Origin of the sequence: Sporosarcina sp. P1 (assembly GCF_002743155.1) — a bacterium.
Taxonomy (GTDB): domain Bacteria; phylum Bacillota; class Bacilli; order Bacillales_A; family Planococcaceae; genus Sporosarcina; species Sporosarcina ureae_B.
Genome location: NZ_PDYS01000003.1, coordinates 181,053 through 200,164, shown reverse-complemented (window position 1 = coordinate 200,164; position 19,112 = coordinate 181,053). Strand labels below are relative to the sequence as shown.

At 40.1% G+C, this 19,112-nt stretch carries 17 protein-coding genes; all 17 read right to left on the bottom strand.

The window, feature by feature from the left end:
- Positions 1-48 precede the first annotated feature (48 nt).
- Entirely contained in the window at positions 49-1,344 is a 1,296-nt protein-coding gene (gene hemL / locus CSV73_RS05795) for a glutamate-1-semialdehyde 2,1-aminomutase (protein ID WP_099626835.1), read from the bottom strand.
- Position 1,345: 1 nt separating this feature from the next.
- Complete coding sequence (hemB, locus tag CSV73_RS05790) at positions 1,346-2,326, bottom strand: porphobilinogen synthase (RefSeq protein WP_099626834.1); 981 nt, start codon at positions 2,324-2,326, stop codon at positions 1,346-1,348.
- Entirely contained in the window at positions 2,323-3,087 is a 765-nt protein-coding gene (locus CSV73_RS05785; protein ID WP_099626833.1) for a uroporphyrinogen-III synthase, read from the bottom strand. Before CSV73_RS05785 ends, hemB begins: the two co-directional genes overlap by 4 nt.
- Positions 3,080-4,009 carry a hydroxymethylbilane synthase gene (hemC, locus tag CSV73_RS05780; protein WP_085131062.1) on the bottom strand — a complete coding sequence of 310 codons (930 nt, stop codon included), beginning with the start codon at positions 4,007-4,009 and terminating at the stop codon, positions 3,080-3,082. Before hemC ends, CSV73_RS05785 begins: the two co-directional genes overlap by 8 nt.
- Before the next feature lie 15 nt (positions 4,010-4,024).
- Positions 4,025-4,855 carry a cytochrome c biogenesis protein CcsA gene (gene ccsA, locus CSV73_RS05775; protein ID WP_099626832.1) on the bottom strand — a complete coding sequence of 277 codons (831 nt, stop codon included), beginning with the start codon at positions 4,853-4,855 and terminating at the stop codon, positions 4,025-4,027.
- A 221-nt stretch (positions 4,856-5,076) separates the two neighbouring features.
- The gene (gene hemA / locus CSV73_RS05770; RefSeq protein WP_085131064.1) at positions 5,077-6,453 is read right to left on the bottom strand and encodes a glutamyl-tRNA reductase; all 1,377 of its coding nucleotides are present in this window, start codon (positions 6,451-6,453) and stop codon (positions 5,077-5,079) included.
- A gap of 129 nt (positions 6,454-6,582) precedes the next feature.
- Positions 6,583-7,164: a ribosome biogenesis GTP-binding protein YihA/YsxC gene (gene yihA / locus CSV73_RS05765; protein ID WP_085131065.1), complete on the bottom strand. Its 582-nt coding sequence runs from the start codon at positions 7,162-7,164 to the stop codon at positions 6,583-6,585.
- Positions 7,161-9,482, bottom strand: a complete 2,322-nt coding sequence (gene lon / locus CSV73_RS05760; RefSeq protein ID WP_099626831.1) for an endopeptidase La — start codon at positions 9,480-9,482, stop codon at positions 7,161-7,163. The genes yihA and lon overlap by 4 nt, the downstream gene beginning before the upstream one ends.
- A gap of 130 nt (positions 9,483-9,612) precedes the next feature.
- Positions 9,613-10,881, bottom strand: a complete 1,269-nt coding sequence (gene clpX / locus CSV73_RS05755; protein WP_099626830.1) for an ATP-dependent protease ATP-binding subunit ClpX — start codon at positions 10,879-10,881, stop codon at positions 9,613-9,615.
- A 210-nt stretch (positions 10,882-11,091) separates the two neighbouring features.
- Positions 11,092-12,378: a trigger factor gene (gene tig, locus CSV73_RS05750; RefSeq protein WP_085131068.1), complete on the bottom strand. Its 1,287-nt coding sequence runs from the start codon at positions 12,376-12,378 to the stop codon at positions 11,092-11,094.
- Positions 12,379-12,623: 245 nt separating this feature from the next.
- Complete coding sequence (locus CSV73_RS05745) at positions 12,624-13,589, bottom strand: tetratricopeptide repeat protein (protein ID WP_099626829.1); 966 nt, start codon at positions 13,587-13,589, stop codon at positions 12,624-12,626.
- Positions 13,590-13,737: 148 nt separating this feature from the next.
- On the bottom strand, positions 13,738-14,574 hold the full coding sequence (locus CSV73_RS05740; RefSeq protein ID WP_099626828.1) for an SDR family oxidoreductase: 837 nt from the start codon (positions 14,572-14,574) through the stop codon (positions 13,738-13,740).
- 2 nt (positions 14,575-14,576) lie between these two features.
- Positions 14,577-15,647, bottom strand: a complete 1,071-nt coding sequence (gene uxuA, locus CSV73_RS05735; protein WP_099626827.1) for a mannonate dehydratase — start codon at positions 15,645-15,647, stop codon at positions 14,577-14,579.
- A gap of 2 nt (positions 15,648-15,649) precedes the next feature.
- Positions 15,650-16,279, bottom strand: a complete 630-nt coding sequence (locus CSV73_RS05730; RefSeq protein WP_099626826.1) for a bifunctional 2-keto-4-hydroxyglutarate aldolase/2-keto-3-deoxy-6-phosphogluconate aldolase — start codon at positions 16,277-16,279, stop codon at positions 15,650-15,652.
- A 12-nt stretch (positions 16,280-16,291) separates the two neighbouring features.
- Complete coding sequence (locus tag CSV73_RS05725) at positions 16,292-17,311, bottom strand: zinc-binding alcohol dehydrogenase family protein (RefSeq protein ID WP_099626889.1); 1,020 nt, start codon at positions 17,309-17,311, stop codon at positions 16,292-16,294.
- Positions 17,312-17,326: 15 nt separating this feature from the next.
- Positions 17,327-18,601 carry a TRAP transporter large permease gene (locus tag CSV73_RS05720; protein ID WP_099626825.1) on the bottom strand — a complete coding sequence of 425 codons (1,275 nt, stop codon included), beginning with the start codon at positions 18,599-18,601 and terminating at the stop codon, positions 17,327-17,329.
- Complete coding sequence (locus CSV73_RS05715) at positions 18,598-19,080, bottom strand: TRAP transporter small permease (protein WP_099626824.1); 483 nt, start codon at positions 19,078-19,080, stop codon at positions 18,598-18,600. Before CSV73_RS05715 ends, CSV73_RS05720 begins: the two co-directional genes overlap by 4 nt.
- Positions 19,081-19,112 lie beyond the last annotated feature (32 nt).

Genomic DNA, 19,112 nt, shown 5'->3' with positions numbered 1-19,112 from the left:
CATACATAAAAAAGCGCCAAGCAATAAAATCTGCCTGACGCTTCAAAATTATCGTTTCAATTTCGCAAATACCGTATGGAATGCTTCCACAGTTTTCGCGATATGCTCTTCTGTGTGAGCTGCCGACAAGAACATACCTTCAAATTGGGAAGGTGGTAAGAAAATACCTTCTTCCGCCATCAGACGGTAATATTCTGCAAACAATTCCAAATCGGATGTTTTCGCTTTATCGTAGTTATTGACACGTTGATCTGTAAAGAAGAACCCGATCATTGAACCGGCACGGTTGACGGTATGTGGAATATTATTAGCTTTCGCTGCTGCGCGGAAACCTTCTTCCAACTGATCACCAAGCTTGATGAAGTGTTCGTATGTTTTCGGTGTCAACTTTCTCAACGTCGCAATACCTGCTGTCATCGCTAACGGGTTACCAGACAATGTACCCGCCTGATAAATAGTTCCCGCAGGCGCTACATGCTCCATAATTTCGCGAGAACCGCCATACGCTCCTACAGGTAGTCCGCCACCGATTACTTTACCAAGACATGTAAGGTCAGGTTTAATATTGAAATGACCTTGTGCACATTTATATCCTACACGGAACCCAGTCATTACTTCATCAAAAATCAGTAAAGAACCATTTTCTTCTGTCAACACACGTAAGCCTTTAAGGAAGCCGTTATCTGGTCCCACAACACCCATATTTCCTGCAACCGGTTCTACAATAATTGCAGCTAAATCGTCTCCATACTCTTTAATAGCCAATTTAACACTTTCAAGATCGTTGTACGGCACCGTAATCGTGTTTTGTGCAATCGATTCAGGCACCCCCGGGCTATCAGGTAAACCTAATGTAGCGACACCCGATCCTGCTTTAATTAGCAAGGAATCCGCATGTCCGTGATAGCAACCTTCGAATTTAAGGATTTTATTACGCTTCGTATAGCCACGTGCTAAACGAAGAGCACTCATTGTTGCTTCCGTACCAGAAGACACCATACGCACCATCTCGATGGATGGTACACGGTCGATTACGAGCTCTGCCAATTCATTTTCCAGAAGAGTAGGTGCTCCAAAACTTGTGCCTGTTTCAGCTACTTTCTGTATTGCAGATACCACGTCAGGATGTGTGTGTCCAAGGATTAGAGGACCCCAAGATAGTACATAATCAATATATTCATTGCCATCGATATCTTTAATGATCGCACCTTTACCACTTTCCATAAAGATCGGATCCATATTAACTGATTTGAATGCACGCACTGGTGAGTTGACACCACCTGGCATTAAATCAACTGCTATTTTAAACGCTTGTTCAGATTTCGTATATGTTTTTTGTCCCATATTACTTCTCCTCCAACCAGCGAGCAGCATCTTTTGCATGATATGTCATGATGATATCTGCGCCTGCACGCTTCATACTTGTTAACGTTTCTAATACAATTTTCTTCTCGTCTACCCAGCCGTTTAACGCAGCAGCTTTGACCATTGCATATTCTCCACTGACGTTATACGCCACGACAGGCAAGAGCACATGATTCTTTACATCGCGAATGATATCGAGGTAAGACAATGCGGGTTTAACAATTAAGAAATCCGCGCCTTCAAGAATATCAGACTCCGTTTCACGCATAGCTTCCATACGGTTTGCCGGGTCCATTTGATACGTTTTACGATCGCCAAATTGCGGTGTGGATTGTGCGGCTTCACGGAATGGACCGTAATAAGCAGATGCATATTTAACCGCATACGACATGATCGGAATGTTTTGGAATCCTGCATCATCTAGCGCTTGACGGATAACAGCGACAAAACCGTCCATCATATTCGACGGCGCAATAATATCAGCCCCCGCTTTCGCTTGACTAACCGCTGTCTTCGCAAGCAATACAAGACTGGCATCATTATCTACATCCTGGTCATGAATAACGCCACAGTGACCATGGTCTGTATACTCGCATAGACAAGTATCTGCCACTACAACTAATTCCGGGTGACGTTCTTTCACTGCGCGTGTTGCACGCTGAATGATTCCTTCGTCGTCATACGCTTCAGAACCGGTTGCGTCCTTTTCGGAAGGTATACCGAATAAAATAATAGATGAAATCCCCAATTCGACTACTTCATCCGTTTCTTTCAATAATAAATCAATAGAAAACTGATCTACTCCTGGCATAGAAGCGATTGGATTGCGCATATTCTCGCCTTCTGTAACAAAGATAGGATAAATGAAATCCGCTGCTTTAATTTCTGTCTCTCTTACCATCGCTCGAACGGTAGGATGTGTACGAAGTCTACGATGACGCTTAAATTCTATTGGATTCAATTGAATTCTCCCTTTCGTTTGGCCAGCTCATGGACTAGCTCGACTAATGTATACGTTTCCGGCTTGACGTGAACAGGTGCACCCACTTTTAACAGTGCACGTTCCGTAACATGTCCGATTGCACAAACCGTGAAACCAAACCACGTCGTTTTCGGTGCAATACGTGTAGAAAACACTTCCACCGCCGACGGACTTGCGAACAACACGGACACCTGACTTTTTTGAAGTATAAAACGACTCAATTTATCTATTTCATTCGTTGCACTTTTAGTCTCATAGACTGTCCATTCTGAAACATGAAACGGCAACTCCTCACGAATCAAACTGCCAGCGAGAGTGCCTTTCAAAAAGACCACGTGTAATCGTTCTGACATTTCCGGATTAAACTGTTTGACAAAAACATCTGCACTAAACACGCTTGGAATGAAAGATACATCAAAACCGAGTCGATCTAATGCAGCTGCTGTCCGAGTTCCGACTGCGGCAACTTTTCCGTTAAACACATCAGCCGTTACATTGAACCGCAACATTTTTGAACGGAACGCTGCAACTGCTGATTGACTCGTAAAAATGAGCCAATCAGCTTTCATTGCTTGTTGCAACTTTTGCTGATCAGCCTTCTTCTGTATTTCTCCCACTTCAATTAGCGGAATTGAAACCGGAATGCCACCGTACTTTTTTACAAGTTCGGCAGCTTCCGCAGATTTTGGTGTTCCGGTGAAAATAACCGTTTCTCCTGCTAACGGTAATGCGTTACGCATCCATTTCCGCCTTCACTTTCTCGATTACTTCAGCAGCACCTTGGTCACGTAAAATTCTACTGACTTCCTTACCGACTGCAACAGGATCTGTTCCTTTCACCGTTTCACGGAACACTTGAATTGCATCAGGAGACGCAATGAAACCAGTCATTTCCACTTCATTACCATCAAACTTTGCAAATCCTCCGATTGGTACCTGGCAAGAACCATCCATTTCATTAAGGAACGTGCGCTCAGCCTGTAGCTCAATCCATGTGCTCTCATCTGTTAATTTCGCTAGTTCATCCAGTAATTCTGTATCGTCTTCACGACACTCAATCGCTAATGCACCTTGTCCAACTGCTGGAATACAATCTTCAATCGATAGGTGTTCTGTGACGATGTTGTCATCCCAGCCCATACGCTTGAGTCCTGCAGCTGCTAAGAGGATTGCATCAAATTCACCATCTTGGAGCTTACGTAGACGTGTGTCAATATTGCCGCGTATCCACTTGATTTCTATATCTGGGCGCAACATTAATAACTGTGAGCTACGACGAAGACTTGATGTTCCGACAACCGCTCCAACTGGTAAATCCATGAAGCGAACATGGTCGTTTGCGATGTATGCATCTCGTGGATCTACGCGTTTAGGGATACAGCCAACAGTCAACCCGTCTGGAATTACCGCTGGCATATCTTTCATGCTATGTACGGCAAAATCAATTTCTTTATCAAACAATGCTTGCTGGATTTCTTTTACGAATAACCCTTTACCGCCAACTTTTGACAACATGACGTCCAAGATTTGATCGCCTTTCGTCACAATCTCTTTCACTTCAAACTCAAATGGTGCACCTGCCTGCTTCATTTGTTCAATGAACCATTTCGTTTGTGTTAATGCCAGCTTACTTCTACGTGAACCTACAATAATTTTTCTCACAAAACTCTTCCTTTCTTATATCCATAAATGAAATTGTGACAGCGTACTGCCCAAAAAGAAATTAACGACCGTTAAGAGAAATGCAAATATCGTCATCCAGGCAAACTCCACTGATTGGAGCTTTCCCTTATAGTTGAAATAAATAACGGAAGAATAGATGAGTAATACTGCAAATGACCCCATAATTTTCACATCAAAAGGAGACCAATGTTCAAGCGCTACATACGCCCATTGAACACCGAATAATAAACTGACGAATAAAATCGGAATGCCGGTATAGATCGACATTTTCATTCCAACCATCGTCTGATGCAAATTAGGTAGACTGGAAAAGCGTTTTCCAAACTTCTTACTTTTTAAAACGTTATAAACAATCAAATATAATACCGCGAAAACAAATGCTAACGCGAACACCGCATACGAGAGGATTGCTGATGTAATATGAACAAATAATACTTCTGAAATAAGTGAATCACCAACAGTGGAAGCTGTATATTTCAAATTGGAAAAGACATGAATCATTAAAAATACAAATCCAATAATATTCGTGAAAAATACCATGAAATTCACTTTATAAATCAACTGGAACACGATAGATAATGTGACCAGCAACCATACATAAAAATAAATACCTTCAACTAGCGATAATACCGGAAAGCGCTTCATCTGAATAATGTAAAGGGATAAAATCGCAGTTTGTGTAACCCATACGGTAACGATCAGCCAAAAAGCAATCCGTTGAAATTTTTTTGACTTCTTCAAGTAATCAATTAAGTAAAAAACAAGACTGAGGGCATAAAGAACAATCATGACTTCCTGGAGCCTTGCGACGGTTAAATCAACCATATGCTATTCTCTGCCTTTCAAGCGAAAACCTCTCTTTTGCTAGTAAGGAGTGTTCGTCTATATTGTCTCAAATGAGAGGGTGTTACTGCAAATAATTGCATCCATAGTAAGTGTATTTCTACTAGTGTGCCGAATGTTTATACATATATTGCTTATTTAACTGCAATAAAAAAGTGGGCCTGTATCATTCTTGTGAAAGACAGATACAGAACCACCTGGGATTAGTGTTGATAATGTACGTTCGTCACATCCACACCATCTGTTTTTTGATCAGCGCGTTTTTGAAGACGTTCTTTTGCTTGAAATGCCAGCTGTTCCTTTTCTGTTACGACATCTTCGGAAATTCCAAAGATTTGTTCAAAAAGTGCGAGTTTCTCTGCTGCTTTTTTATCAGTAGATAATTCTTTAGCCTGTAAAATAGGTTCTTTTAATAATTGATTAATAATTGATTTTGTATGCTTATTTAGAACTTTCTTTTCACGTTCTGTTAAATCTGGCATTTTATTTTCGATACTAAGCATCGTTTCGCTCTGTATACGACTTGCCTTCTTGCGCAATGCAGAAATCATTGGCACAACACCAAGCGTTGTTAACCATTCTTTAAAAGCAACGACTTCTTGTTCAATCATCAGACCGATTTCATCAGCCGCACGCTTACGTTCAGCCAAATTCGCTTCGACGATGCCTTGCAGATCATCGATATCATACAAGAATACACTGCTTAGTTCACCGATTTTCGGATCAAGATCACGTGGCACAGCGATATCCACCATGAATAACGGCTTGCCTTTACGCAGTCTCTCTACAAAATCCATCAATTCATAATCGATGACATATTCAGTAGCGCCAGTGGAGCTGATTAAAATGTCTGCTTCAAGTAATAAACACTGCAACTCTTGCATAGATTTCGCTTCACCATTAAATTTCGCCGCCAGAATTTCTGCTTTAGAGAATGTTCGGTTGATTACAGTAATCTTCCCAACACCGCTCCCCTGCAAGTTCTTGACTGCTAATTCGCCCATTGTACCTGCACCAAGAATAGCAATATGCTTATCCTTAAGTGAACCGAAAATTTTTCTCCCCAGTTCTACTGCCGCATAGGAAACTGACACAGCATTTTCACCAATTGCTGTGTCGGTATGTGCTTTCTTCGCTGTCGTAATTGCTTGTTTAAATAATTCATTGAATACGGTACCCGTTGTACCAATGTTTTGCGCGGCGAAAAAACTACTGCGCACTTGTCCTAAAATTTGCGTTTCACCAAGTACCATTGAATCAATGCCTGCAGTTACACGTAATAAATGTTCCACTGCACCATCTTCTTCATGAATAATTAAGTGACTCGAAAATTCCTCGATGGGAATAGAAAACCAATCAGCAAGGAATTTTTTTATATAATATCGTCCTGTATGAATCTGATCAACTACCGCATAGATTTCAGTACGGTTACAAGTAGAAATAATGATGTTTTCCAAGATGCTCTTTTGCTGTTGCAATGTTTGCATCGCTTGTGGCAAATCAGCCTCGACGAATGATAGCTTTTCTCTAATTTCGACAGGGGCGGTTCGGTGATTAACACCGACAACGACTGTATACATTAGGTGCTCACACCTTTCGGAATCATTTTCGTACATTCATTATAACATACATAGCGCTTTAGTCGGAATGCAATTTGTGAACATCGTTTGAAGTCATAATGTAACAATTCGATCAAATTAACTCGTTGCTTACATGCGACTTTCAATTTCGCGCCATGCTTCATCCATACCCATGCCTTTTTCAGATGAAAACAGGATGAGCGGCTCGTGTATTTCCATGTTAAATGTTGTACGCACAACTTTCTTATGCTTCTCCCATTTACCTTTAGGTATTTTATCCGCTTTTGTCGCCACGACAATCGTCGGGATATTGTAATGGGAAAGAAAATCATGCATCATGCAATCGTCTTTTGTCGGTGGATGACGTAAATCAACAATCTGCACTACTGCACGTAATTCTTCTCGGGACGTAATATATTGTTCAATCATACCGCCCCATTTTTCTTTTTCTGTTTTTGACACTTTCGCATAGCCGTACCCTGGTACGTCGACGAAAAATAACTTTTCTTCAATTTTATAAAAATTGAGTGTTTGAGTCTTTCCTGGCTTTGAAGATGTACGTGCTAAACTTTTGCGCCCGATCATTTTATTAATGAAGGAAGATTTCCCTACATTCGAACGACCGGCTAACGCAAATTCAGGATAACCTTCTGTTGGATATTGTTCAGGACGAACGGCACTCATAATCATTTCAACGTTATGGACTTTCATTTCTTTTCCTCCAAAGCGATATCGAGTACTTCATGAGCATCCGACACGAGTTTAAATGTTAGTTCTTTTCTTACACTATCTGGAATATCATCCAAGTCGCGTTCATTATCTGACGGAATGATAATCGTCCGCAATCCTGCACGATGAGCACTAAGCGTTTTTTGTTTTAGTCCACCAATAGGTAGTACACGTCCACGCAACGTCACTTCTCCTGTCATACCGACTTCACGGCGTATCGGGCGTTCCGTCAATGCGGATACTAGTGCTGTTACGATGGTTATACCGGCGGAAGGTCCATCTTTTGGCGTGGCGCCTTCCGGAACGTGAATATGAATATCCCACTTTTCATGGAAATCAGGATCTATATGGAATGTCATGGCTTTGGAACGCACATAAGATAATGCGGTTTGTGCTGATTCCTTCATGACATCTCCAAGTTTACCTGTCAACAGTAATTTGCCTTTACCTGGTGATAATGATACTTCAATTTGCAGTGTATCTCCACCGACAGATGTATAGGCGAGTCCAGTGGCCATGCCTACCTGATTGACAGTTTCTGCCTGTCCAAAGCGAAAACGCTTTTTGCCAAGTAAAGCTTCTAATGATTTCGGACTAACTGTTAGACTTTTTTTATCACCTGCCAGAATTTGACGTGCGGCTTTACGACAAATGCTGGCAATTTCACGCTCAAGTGAACGTACACCCGCTTCACGTGTATAATATCGTACAATTTCTAGAACTGCTTCTTCCTGGAAACGAAGTTGTGCCTTCTTTAGACCATGTTCCTTCATCTGTTTAGGAATCAAATGATGGATTGCTATTGATTGTTTTTCCTGTTCTGTATAACCGGGGATCGAAATGATTTCCATACGGTCACGCAATGGACCCGGAATAGCCCCCAGATCATTCGAAGTCGCAATGAATAACACACTCGAAAGATCGTACGGCTCTTCTATATAATGATCACTAAAATTACTGTTTTGTTCAGGATCCAGCACTTCTAGCATAGCAGACGATGGATCTCCTCGGAAATCATTAGACATTTTATCGATTTCATCGAGTAAGAAGACCGGGTTGACAGTGCCTGCCTTTTTCATACTTTGGATAATACGCCCAGGCATCGCGCCTACGTAAGTTCGACGATGACCACGGATTTCAGATTCATCACGGACACCACCTAGTGATATGCGAACAAATTCACGTCCTAGTGACTCAGCGATAGAACGGGCTAATGAGGTTTTCCCCACTCCTGGAGGACCATCCAGGCAAAGAATCGGTCCACGCAGTGAATTTGTCATCTGTCGCACAGCGAGATACTCTAGAATTCGTTCTTTAACGTTTTCCAACCCTTCATGATCACGATTCAAAATCTCTTCTGACCGGGATAAATCGAGCTGATCTTCTGTCGCATGAGTCCATGGCAGCGTAATGAGCCACTCAATATAATTACGAATGATGCCACTTTCAGCCGAAACAGAAGGGATCTTCTCATAACGTTCCAACTCACGCTCTGCTGTATCCTTAACAGATTGTGGCATATTTGCTTCTTCAATTTTCAATTTCAGTTCGGACACTTCAAGACCTTTACCATCTTTATCGCCTAGCTCAGTTTGAATTGCCTTTAACTGTTCGCGTAAATAAAACTCTTTTTGCGTGCGTTCCATTGCATCTTTCACGCGTTCATTAATTTTTTGTTCAAGCTCCATGATTTCCTGTTCGTTATACATTCGACTAATAAGCCATTCCAAACGTTCAGGCACGTCCAGTATTTCAAGCACTTCTTGTTTTGCTGTTAATTTTAACGGCAAATTTGATGCAATCATATCTGCTAACCTACCTGGTTCTTGAATGCTTTCCACCGTCTCTAGTGTTTCATCGGAAATTCTTTTGCTATTCTTCGCATATCGCTTGAACTGTGCAACAAGTGAACGCATCAGCGCTTCTGCTTCTGCGTCTTTTTCTTCGCTTTCCTCATAACACGTGACATTGACAACTGGATACAGGTCAGCTTCTTGGTAACTGCTCCACTCTGCTCTATGTATACCTTCGATTAATACACGATACGTACCATTTGGTAATTGAGTCATTGATTTGATATTCGCTAGAGTACCAATTTCATGCAAATCATCGCTTTCTGGATTTTCCAAACTCAAATCTTTCTGAGTCGCAAGGAAAACTTCATGATTACCTGCTAATGAGTGTTCAATTGCAAAAATCGAGCGTTCACGGCCAACATCAATATGTAAAAGCATCGTCGGATAAACAATCACTCCGCGAAGTGGCAATAATGGGATGTTCTGTTTTTGAATCGTCGGCATGAAAAGCCACCTCCAAATATGTTATGTATATGTATGTGTAATGCGCATATAAAATCTTATGTAAGAAAAAGCCGACTGCCGAACGTATTAGATACGCATCGGTGGAGCCGGCCCTTTTGCCTTTTCGGCGTTATGCGGTATTTTTTTCGTTATCTGATTCGTATACAGATCCGTCTTCTCTGTGTAAAAGCGGAGTAGACTTTCCAAGAACAGAATCCCTCGTAATGATACATTTCTTCACTTCTTCGAGTGAAGGTAGATCGTACATTACATCCAACATGATGTTTTCAATAATGGAACGAAGCCCACGTGCACCTGTCTTACGAGCAATCGCTTCTTTTGCGATTTCGATCAAAGCATCATCTTCAAATTGAAGTTCTACATCATCTAGTTCAACCATCTTCTGGTATTGTTTGACGATCGCATTTTTCGGCTCAGTTAGAATTTGATACAATGTATCTTCATCTAATGTATCGAGTGTTGCAATTACCGGCAAACGACCGATGAATTCTGGAATCAAACCGTATGATTGGAGATCTTCAGGAATCAATTTAGCCAATAGGCTATCTTCTTCATTGATTTCTTGCTTGGACTCAGAACCGAAACCGATGACTTTACGTCCGATACGGCGTTTAACGATATCTTCAATACCATCAAATGCTCCACCTACAACGAATAAGATATTCGTTGTATCGATTTGCAAGAATTCTTGATGAGGATGCTTACGGCCACCTTGTGGTGGTACGCTTGCAACTGTTCCTTCAAGAATCTTCAGCAACGCTTGTTGCACACCTTCACCAGATACGTCACGAGTAATCGACGCATTCTCAGATTTACGAGCTACCTTGTCGATTTCATCAATGTAGATAATACCTTTTTCAGCTTTATCAATATCGAAGTCTGCTGCTTGAATTAATTTCAAGAGAATATTCTCTACGTCTTCCCCAACGTAGCCTGCTTCAGTTAATGAAGTCGCATCTGCAATCGCAAATGGCACATCCAAAATACGAGCCAACGTTTGTGCTAGTAATGTTTTACCGCTACCAGTTGGTCCGATTAAGACGATGTTGGATTTAGCCAGCTCGACTTCATCAATTTTACTGCCTGAATTTACTCGTTTGTAATGATTGTATACCGCTACTGCGAGTGATTTCTTTGCGCGATCTTGCCCGATGATATAGTCATCGAGGATACCTTGGATTTCTCTTGGTTTCGGTACATCTTTTAGCTCGAAGCCTTCTTCAAGACCTACTTCCTCTTCCACGATTTCCGCACAAAGTTCAACGCATTCATCACAAATATAAACACCTTGACCTGCTACCAATTTGCGGACTTGCTCTTGAGATTTCCCACAAAAAGAACAGCTCAGGTTATCGTTTTCATCATTAAATTTGAACATTATGCTCACCCCTATTCAAGTGAATATACTACAAGATTACCATGACTTAATCAACTATTTAGAACTTATTGACCGATAACACCCAGCCAGATATGTATAGTTATTTATGTTCTAGCTTGTGTAGTTTCAATAAGACTATACATGAAATTCTTTTATTTAAGAAAAACAAGGTACGGGCAAACCGTACCTTGTTGCATTCATATAGAAAGATTAGTCGATGATTTTTGCATTGTCAACAAGTAGTTGTACTGTTTTATTGAAACGAAGGTCGTTCTCAAGTACAGATGTGCCACCAAGAGTAGTCTTGATTTGCTCCACGTCCATACCGAATTGTTCAGACATCTTTTCAAGTTCAGCATGTACTTCTTCCTCAGGCACTTCTACTTTTTCAGCTGCGCCGATTGCTTCAAGTGTCAACGAAACGCGTACGCGGCTTAATGCGTCGTCTTTCATTTGATCGCGAAGTGTTTGCTCGTCTTGTCCAGAGAACTGGAAGTAAAGATCCAAGTTCATACCTTGCATTTGAAGACGTTGTTCGAAGTCTTGCATCATACGATCCGTTTCTGAATCGATCATCGCTTGTGGAATTTCCATTTCAGCGTTGCTTGCAGCTTGTTCTACTAGATCGTCACGAAGAGCTGTTTCAGAATCATTCTTCTTCACTTCTTCAGCTTCTTCTTTCAACTTCGTGCGTAGCTCTTCTACTGAAGAAACACTCTCGTCGATTTCTTTTGCTAACTCATCATCAAGTTCTGGAACTTCTTTAGACTTGATTTCGTTAACTTTCACTTTGAATGTAGCAGGCTTACCAGCTAATTCAGCAGCATGATATTCTTCAGGGAAAGTGATTTCGATTTCTTTTTCTTCTCCTGTTTTCATGCCTACTACTTGCTCTTCGAATCCTGGAATAAATGAACCAGAACCAACTTCAAGTTCGTAGTTTTCTGACTGTCCACCTTCGAAAGCTTCACCATCAGCGAATCCTTCGAAATCGATTGTAGCAGTATCGCCATCTTTCACAACGCCATCTTCTTTGACTACCATTTCTGCTAGTGCTTCAGTACGTTGTTGAAGCTGTGCGTCTACTTCTTCATCTGTTACTTCAACTGATTGACGAGTTACTTCAAGACCTTTGTATTCACCAAGCTTAACTTCCGGCTTAAGCGCTACGATTGCAGTGAAAACAACAGGTTCGCCTTTTTCTAGCTTTTCGATGTCGATTTCAGGAGCTGCGATTGGATCTACGTCTGCTTCGTCTACTGCAGCAGAGTATGCTCCAGGAAGTACGATATCGATAGCGTCATTGTAAAGTGATTCTTCACCGTACATTTTGTTGAACATTTTGCGTGGCATTTTCCCCTTACGGAAACCAGGTGCCTGTACTTTCTTTACTACTTTTTTGAACGCTTCATCCAGTGCTTCGTTGAAACGATCTACGGAAACTTCAAATGTAAGTTTCCCTTCACTGCCTTCTAATTTTTCCCATTTAACTGTCATATGTATGACCTCCAAATCATTTGCAATACTTTTATTTTTATTTTAATCAATTATACCTTCGCATGATTGTATCTGAATTTTTTCTGTATATCCTAAAAAAATCTTCGACACTCTTTGAAGGCTTTATCTGAATCAGCTCATTTTGTTCCGCTTGTAAGAAGCGACAACGTTACTGAGGACAGATAAGCAGTTGACAACCATTTTAGTATAACATAGTCTATTCATCTTTCAAGAATTAATCACTGTCAGCTTTCCATTTCTTCATCCACCGAACGTATGAACGATAGTAATGAAGACTCCGTCGTTTGCTGACCGTACAATAACTGCTTTGTATACGCGACATACTCGCCCGCCACCTCTTCTGCCGTGTAAGGACCCCAGTGGAATGGAAACAGCAAGACACTGTACTTGAGGATCAAATTGACTACTAATTCACTAGCTGTTGGATCTTTCTCAAATTGCGCTTTTGCGAGAAACTGCACTTCCCCAATAAATTGATCTTCCTCGGGTGAAACGAGTCTTGATGGATTAACTTCCGTTTCAAAGTGGAATTTACGAACAGCTAACGATTCTTGATATCCCACTTGTTGCAATAACATCAACGCATAGGTCTTAACAACCGGCAACATATCCTCTGCTTCAATCACCTCTACCAACAACGGAATGTATGGCTGTAATTTCTGATGTTGCAATGACAATAAGAATTCCTGTTGCTCCATCGAACCCATTTGGTGAAATTGCTCGCTTGTAATAGAAGGCTCCTCAATGGAAGGTTCTTCATAACGAGTAGATAATCGACTATTCAACTCTCGCAAATATTGAAACTTCTGTAAACTATGTTGTGGAATGATTTCTTTCTCTAACAGACCTTGTATCGTCAGCTCTACCTCATCGTATTGCTGTAGTTGGATTGAAATCGAAAGGTAAAGCTCAAGTATTTCTATGTAATCGCCTGCTTGGTTTTGCATAGCAAGAAGTGCGAATTCTTTTGCTCGTTCATACTCTTTCATTTCATATAAAGAAATAGCTAGACCATCAAAAACCGTGTAATCTTCGGGATCAATTTCCAATACAGATTCGAAATTCCGAACCGCTTCTTGATGAAGATCACGTTCCATTGCCAGTCTACCTTCTCGATGAAGACGTTCGAGTGTTCCAGGAAAGACGACTACATTTCCTTTTCTAATAACTTGTCTGCGCTTCTTTTGCATTGTAATCACCTGCCTGCTTTGTTACTTTCACTATAGCACAGCAACTGAAAAAAATTCTAGTTCAGGATGTTTCTATTGAAGACCTGATTATATTACAACACAAATAACGCAAAGATTATCTAATAACCTTTGCGCTATTCACAATAAATCACACACCTGAATAGGCCATAAAACCACCATCTACAGGAACAGTAATTCCAGTAACAAAACTAGAGTATGATTCATCAACAAGCCATAACATAGTACCAAGCAAATCTTCAGGCTTACCAAAGCGTTTCATAGGAGTACTATTTAAGATTTTATTAGAACGCTGTGTATGATTTCCATCAGCATCAATTAATAAGTCATGATTTTGCTTTGTCAAAAAGAAACCCGGCGCAATAGCGTTGACGCGTAGATTAGATTCAGCGAAATGAACCGCCATCCACATTGTGAAGTTATTGATAGCTGATTTCGCAGCACTATATGCAGGCACTTTCGTCATCGGCGAAAATGCACTCATGGAAGAGATATTTAAAATAACAGGAGATTCTTGTTCTAAAAGCACTTTTCCGAAAACTTGACTAGTTAGAAATGTTCCTGTGAAATTACTAGCAAACACTGTCGATAATCCCACTTCATTCATCTGGAAAAAGGATTGTTCCACTTCATTCCCACTGTATATCTCTTCTGAAGTAATTGCATCAGGATGATTACCCCCTGCACCATTTATGAGGATATCTACTTTTCCAAATTGTGAGACTACTAGATCTTTTGCTGTTTCTAGTGAGGATCTGTCTAGAACATCTCCTTCAACAGCTATTGCTTGTCCTCCAGCTTGTTGAATTTCAGCTGCTATTAGCTGTCCGTTTTTTAACGTGCGGTTGATAATAGCTATCCTGACGCCATGTCTGGCTAATTCCATTGCCATAGCCGAACATAGAACTCCACTACCGCCTGTTACTACAGCCACTTTATTCTGTAAGTTTTGGTGAATGGTCTGCAAAGTTATTTCACCTCGTTTTTCTTATGATATGCATCCCAAAGCCCGAGCATATACATAATACCCAACGCACGATCGTATAATCCGTAGCCTGGACGACAGTCTTCATTCCATAAATGTCTACCGTGATCAGGCCGTATATAACCCTCGTATTGTTGTTCAGCTAATGTTTTCACTACTCCAGCTATATCGATTGAACCGTCTTCCGTAAAATGAGAAGTCTCGATAAAATCACCATTGTCAAATATTTTAACATTACGTATATGAGAAAACGGAGCATACTGCGCATACTTTTCAGCGAGATACACCATATCATTTTTTGGGTTTGCGCCTAATGAGCCTGTACAAAACGTAATTCGATTCGAAGGTGAATTTGAGATAGATAATAATCTCTTTAGACTTTCTTCACCAGTAATAATTCTTGGCAAACCAAAAATAGACCATGGCGGATCATCGGGATGTATGCCCATTTGGATATCGCATTCTTCCGCAATCGGTAAAATAGCATTTAAGAAATAGGAAAGATTATCCCATAATCTTTCTTCATTAACTTCTTTATAGGCCTCTAATAAATTCGTAATCTTAGCTAATCGTTCAGGTTCCCATCCAGGCATCGTTAACGTAGATGATTCTGAAACTGATTTGATAAGTTCCACAGGATCGATACCTTCTACTTTTGCTTTTTCATAAAATAATGCAGTCGATCCGTCTGGAAGCGGGTGATGCAAATCAGAGCGCGTCCAATCAAATACAGGCATGAAATTATAGCATATTACTTTAACACCTGCTTTTGCTAAATTGCGTATCGTTTGCTTATAGTTTTCTATTAATTCATCACGTTCAGGTAACCCTAGTTTAATGGATTCATGAACATTAACGCTTTCCACAACATCCGCGTGAAAGCCATGAGATTGAATATATGAAACCTCATCTTGAATTTCTTCTTCCGTCCATAACTCACCAGCTTGTTTATGGTGAAGGGCCCAAACTATTCCCTTTGTTCCTGGGATTTGTTTGATTTGTTCCAACGAAACTGTATCGTTGTTTCTACCATACCATCTAAAAGTAATATTCATTGTTATTTTACCCCCTTAACTTTTTCCATATACGTTTCTGCCAGTTTACTAACTGCTTCTTCACCTCCAGCTTTATATGCTTTGGTGAGATCACTACCAATACCAACAGCCACGGCCCCCGCTTGTAACCAATCGCTTATATTATCTAAAGAAACGCCACCCGTAGGCATGAAACGAGTATGTGGTAACGGGCCTTTAAACGCGGAAATTATAGAAGGCTTAAATTGATTGGCTGGAAATAGCTTTAAGATATCACAGCCACCTTCCATAGCTTTATTCATTTCTGTAATGGTCATGCAGCCAGGAAGATAAGGAATAGCATAGCGATTGCACATTTTTGCTATTTCCTTATCATAATGTGGACTAACAATGAATTTAGCGTTTGCCAGAATTGCAATACGCGCTGTCTCTGGATCTAAAACTGTTCCCGCACCTATCACAGCATCTTCATCTACTAAACCTTTAAAGGCATCTTCAATAAAAGGTGTTGTAAATGTTAGCTCAATCACTGAAATACCACCTGAAATAGCGGCCTTCGAAATAGCAATTGCTTCTTTTGCATTGGCAGCACGAATAACCGCCACAACTTTTTGTTTCATAATATGATGAATTACTTGGTGTTTTGGAAGCATATTCAGATCTCCTTAGTCAAAAGTAATACAAGCCTTACGTACTTGATCAGGACTATTCTCGATAAAGTCAAATGCTTTTTGAACATCCTTCAGAGCGAATTTATGTGTTATTAAACCATCATGAGTTAACTTACCTTCATTTAATAGAGTAATTACTTTTTCGAATTGATTGGTCTGCAAACGAGAACCTACGATTTCTAACTCTTTTTTTGTTATAGGAAGCTGAGAGATGGAAGCGGGACGTTCATCAAAGCCAAGTACCACTACGGTACCAGCAGGAGAAGCAACTTGTACACCTAGTTCAAATGTTGACGGAAGGCACACAGCGTCTATTACAACATTAACACCTTCACTTTCAGTAATCTTCATTACTTCAGTTTCTACAGAAACTTTTCCTGCGTTTATGATATAGTCTGCTCCATTCTGTTCTGCAAACTGTAAACGTTTTTCATCTAAATCCGTCATGATTACAATAGCACCTGCTAATTTAGCCATCTTCAAAATACAAACTCCAATAGGACCACAACCTTGAATCAAAACGGTGTCACCCGCTTCAACATTACCTCTAAACACAGCTTGCGCGCCAATTGTATAGGGTTCCGCCAAAACAAGTTCATCCCATTCAAGATTCTTATTAACGCGATGAACTTGTCTCTCAGGAAGAACAATTTTTTCTTGCATACCACCATCTTCATGTACACCAAAAACTGAAAGATGCTTACAAACATTTTGACGACCTTTTCTACATGCGTAACATTTCCCACAAAATGAAATTGGTTCGATTACAACATGATCCCCTAATTTGAGTGTACTAACAGATTCACCTATTGCAGTAACTTCTCCCGCGACTTCATGTCCCACCACGCGGGGATATGTTGCTAAAGGGTTAGTACCATGATAGATATGCATATCAGAGCCACAAATACCTACACGCTTAACCTTTACTTGTACGTCAAATTCATTTTTTATCTCTGGACATTTTTTTTCAATAATCATTAATTTATGTGCTTCTGGTACTTGAACTGCCTTAATTTTCATCTTCTACACCTACTTAAATAGACTTGGTAAATATAATGTGATTTGTGGCACGAACGATACTAATAACAATATGACTAAACTAACACCTAGGAACGGAAGCAACTCTTTTGTTGTCTTGCCTATTGATACCTTCCCTATTTGCGAAGCAACGAACAGACAAACACCAACTGGTGGAGTTGTTAATCCGATAACAAGATTCAAGACCATCATGACGCCAAATTGCACTGGATCCACGCCAACTTCCATAGCTACTGGGAGTAACACTGGGAAAAGGATAACAAGTGCTGCAATGGTTTCCATAAAGGTACCAACAAATAGCAATAAGATATTGATTAAGATAATAACTATGATGGGATTGCTTGAAATACCTAAAATTGTACTCGCAACTAATTGCGGAATTTGTTCACTAACCATAATCCAACCGAACAAGTTAGCAAATCCTACTAATAACATGATAGACGCTGTACTCGTCATGGAATCCAGCATGATTTCCGGTATTTTTCTGATTGGTAATTCTTTATAAACAAAAATTCCAATGACCAATGCATATAAAACCGCGATAACAGAAGCTTCTGTTGGTGTGAATATACCACCTAAAATACCAACTAGTATAATGACTGTCATGAAGAGCGCCCAAAATGCCCCTAAGAAACTACTGCTTATTTCTTTGAATGATTTCCGCTCACCCTTAGGGTAATTTCTCTTAACAGAAATCAAGTACGTAGGAATCATCAAGCCTAGACCTAAAAGTATACCCGGCACTGCACCAGCTAAGAATAGATCTCCAATAGATACTGAAGCTAGTGTACCCACAATAATCATCGGCAAAGATGGTGGAATAATTGGTCCTACTGTAGATGATGAAGCTGTAACAGCGGCAGAAAACCCTGCTCCATATCCTTCTTTTTTCATTGCAGGTATCATGACTGCTCCGATACTTGCCGTATCAGCAAGTGCTGTTCCTGAAATACCTGCAAAACCCATAGATGATCCTACGTTTGCCAATCCTAAACCACCTCTAATATGGCCAAAGCAGTTATTCGCAAACTGAATAATACGATCAGTAATTCCACCGGCGTTCATTAGATTCCCCGCTAAAATAAACCCGGGAATACATAGTAAGACGAAGGAGTTTAGTCCGCCAAACATCCTTTGTGGAATAATTGAAAACGACATATCGTTAATAAACAAATATAAGAGTGAAGATAATCCTAAACTAAATGCAACTGGCACTCCAATAAATATTAAAACGAGAAAAGATAGGAACAGAACTAACGCCATCATTCTTCTTCACTCCCATCTAAATAAGGTTCTTTATTCTGTAGTAATAGTATAATTTTCACAACAGCAAATATTGAAAGGAATAATCCCATTAAGAAAATAGATGCATGCACAACAGACATCTGGATAGGTAATGTCGCTGCGCGTTGATTATGTCCTAGCAACATAAACTTATATCCTTCTTTGGCAATTACTAATGTTAAAACTAAAATAGTGATATAAATAGCCACATCATAAAATCTTCTAACGCTACTTTTCATTTTATTAACTAATAGATCAACATTAATAAATTCATTTCGCATCAGTGCTAATGGTGTACCAAAACTAATAGCGAATAAGAATAAGTAACGTGTTATTTCTTCTGTCCATATGTATGAGAAAGGTAGGAACCTAGATAAAATCTGTATAGTTACTACAATGATAACTCCAGCAAAACTTAAAATAGAAAGTATGCCCAGAATGCGTTCTACTAATTTTAACATGATTGCGTCAACTTCCTTTCTTAAGGAAAGAC

What these genes read in the sequence shown, in the direction of transcription:
- CSV73_RS05785 (WP_099626833.1), bottom strand. Translation starts at nt 3,087, where the DNA reads ATGCGTAACGCATTACCGTTAGCAGGAGAAACGGTTATTTTCACCGGA.
- CSV73_RS05715 (WP_099626824.1), bottom strand. Translation starts at nt 19,080, where the DNA reads ATGTTAAAATTAGTAGAACGCATTCTGGGCATACTTTCTATTTTAAGT.
- clpX (WP_099626830.1), bottom strand. Translation starts at nt 10,881, where the DNA reads ATGTTCAAATTTAATGATGAAAACGATAACCTGAGCTGTTCTTTTTGT.
- lon (WP_099626831.1), bottom strand. Translation starts at nt 9,482, where the DNA reads ATGCCGACGATTCAAAAACAGAACATCCCATTATTGCCACTTCGCGGA.
- uxuA (WP_099626827.1), bottom strand. Translation starts at nt 15,647, where the DNA reads ATGAATATTACTTTTAGATGGTATGGTAGAAACAACGATACAGTTTCG.
- hemL (WP_099626835.1), bottom strand. Translation starts at nt 1,344, where the DNA reads ATGGGACAAAAAACATATACGAAATCTGAACAAGCGTTTAAAATAGCA.
- yihA (WP_085131065.1), bottom strand. Translation starts at nt 7,164, where the DNA reads ATGAAAGTCCATAACGTTGAAATGATTATGAGTGCCGTTCGTCCTGAA.
- CSV73_RS05745 (WP_099626829.1), bottom strand. Translation starts at nt 13,589, where the DNA reads ATGCAAAAGAAGCGCAGACAAGTTATTAGAAAAGGAAATGTAGTCGTC.
- CSV73_RS05720 (WP_099626825.1), bottom strand. Translation starts at nt 18,601, where the DNA reads ATGATGGCGTTAGTTCTGTTCCTATCTTTTCTCGTTTTAATATTTATT.
- hemA (WP_085131064.1), bottom strand. Translation starts at nt 6,453, where the DNA reads ATGTATACAGTCGTTGTCGGTGTTAATCACCGAACCGCCCCTGTCGAA.
- tig (WP_085131068.1), bottom strand. Translation starts at nt 12,378, where the DNA reads ATGACAGTTAAATGGGAAAAATTAGAAGGCAGTGAAGGGAAACTTACA.
- CSV73_RS05730 (WP_099626826.1), bottom strand. Translation starts at nt 16,279, where the DNA reads ATGCTTCCAAAACACCAAGTAATTCATCATATTATGAAACAAAAAGTT.
- ccsA (WP_099626832.1), bottom strand. Translation starts at nt 4,855, where the DNA reads ATGGTTGATTTAACCGTCGCAAGGCTCCAGGAAGTCATGATTGTTCTT.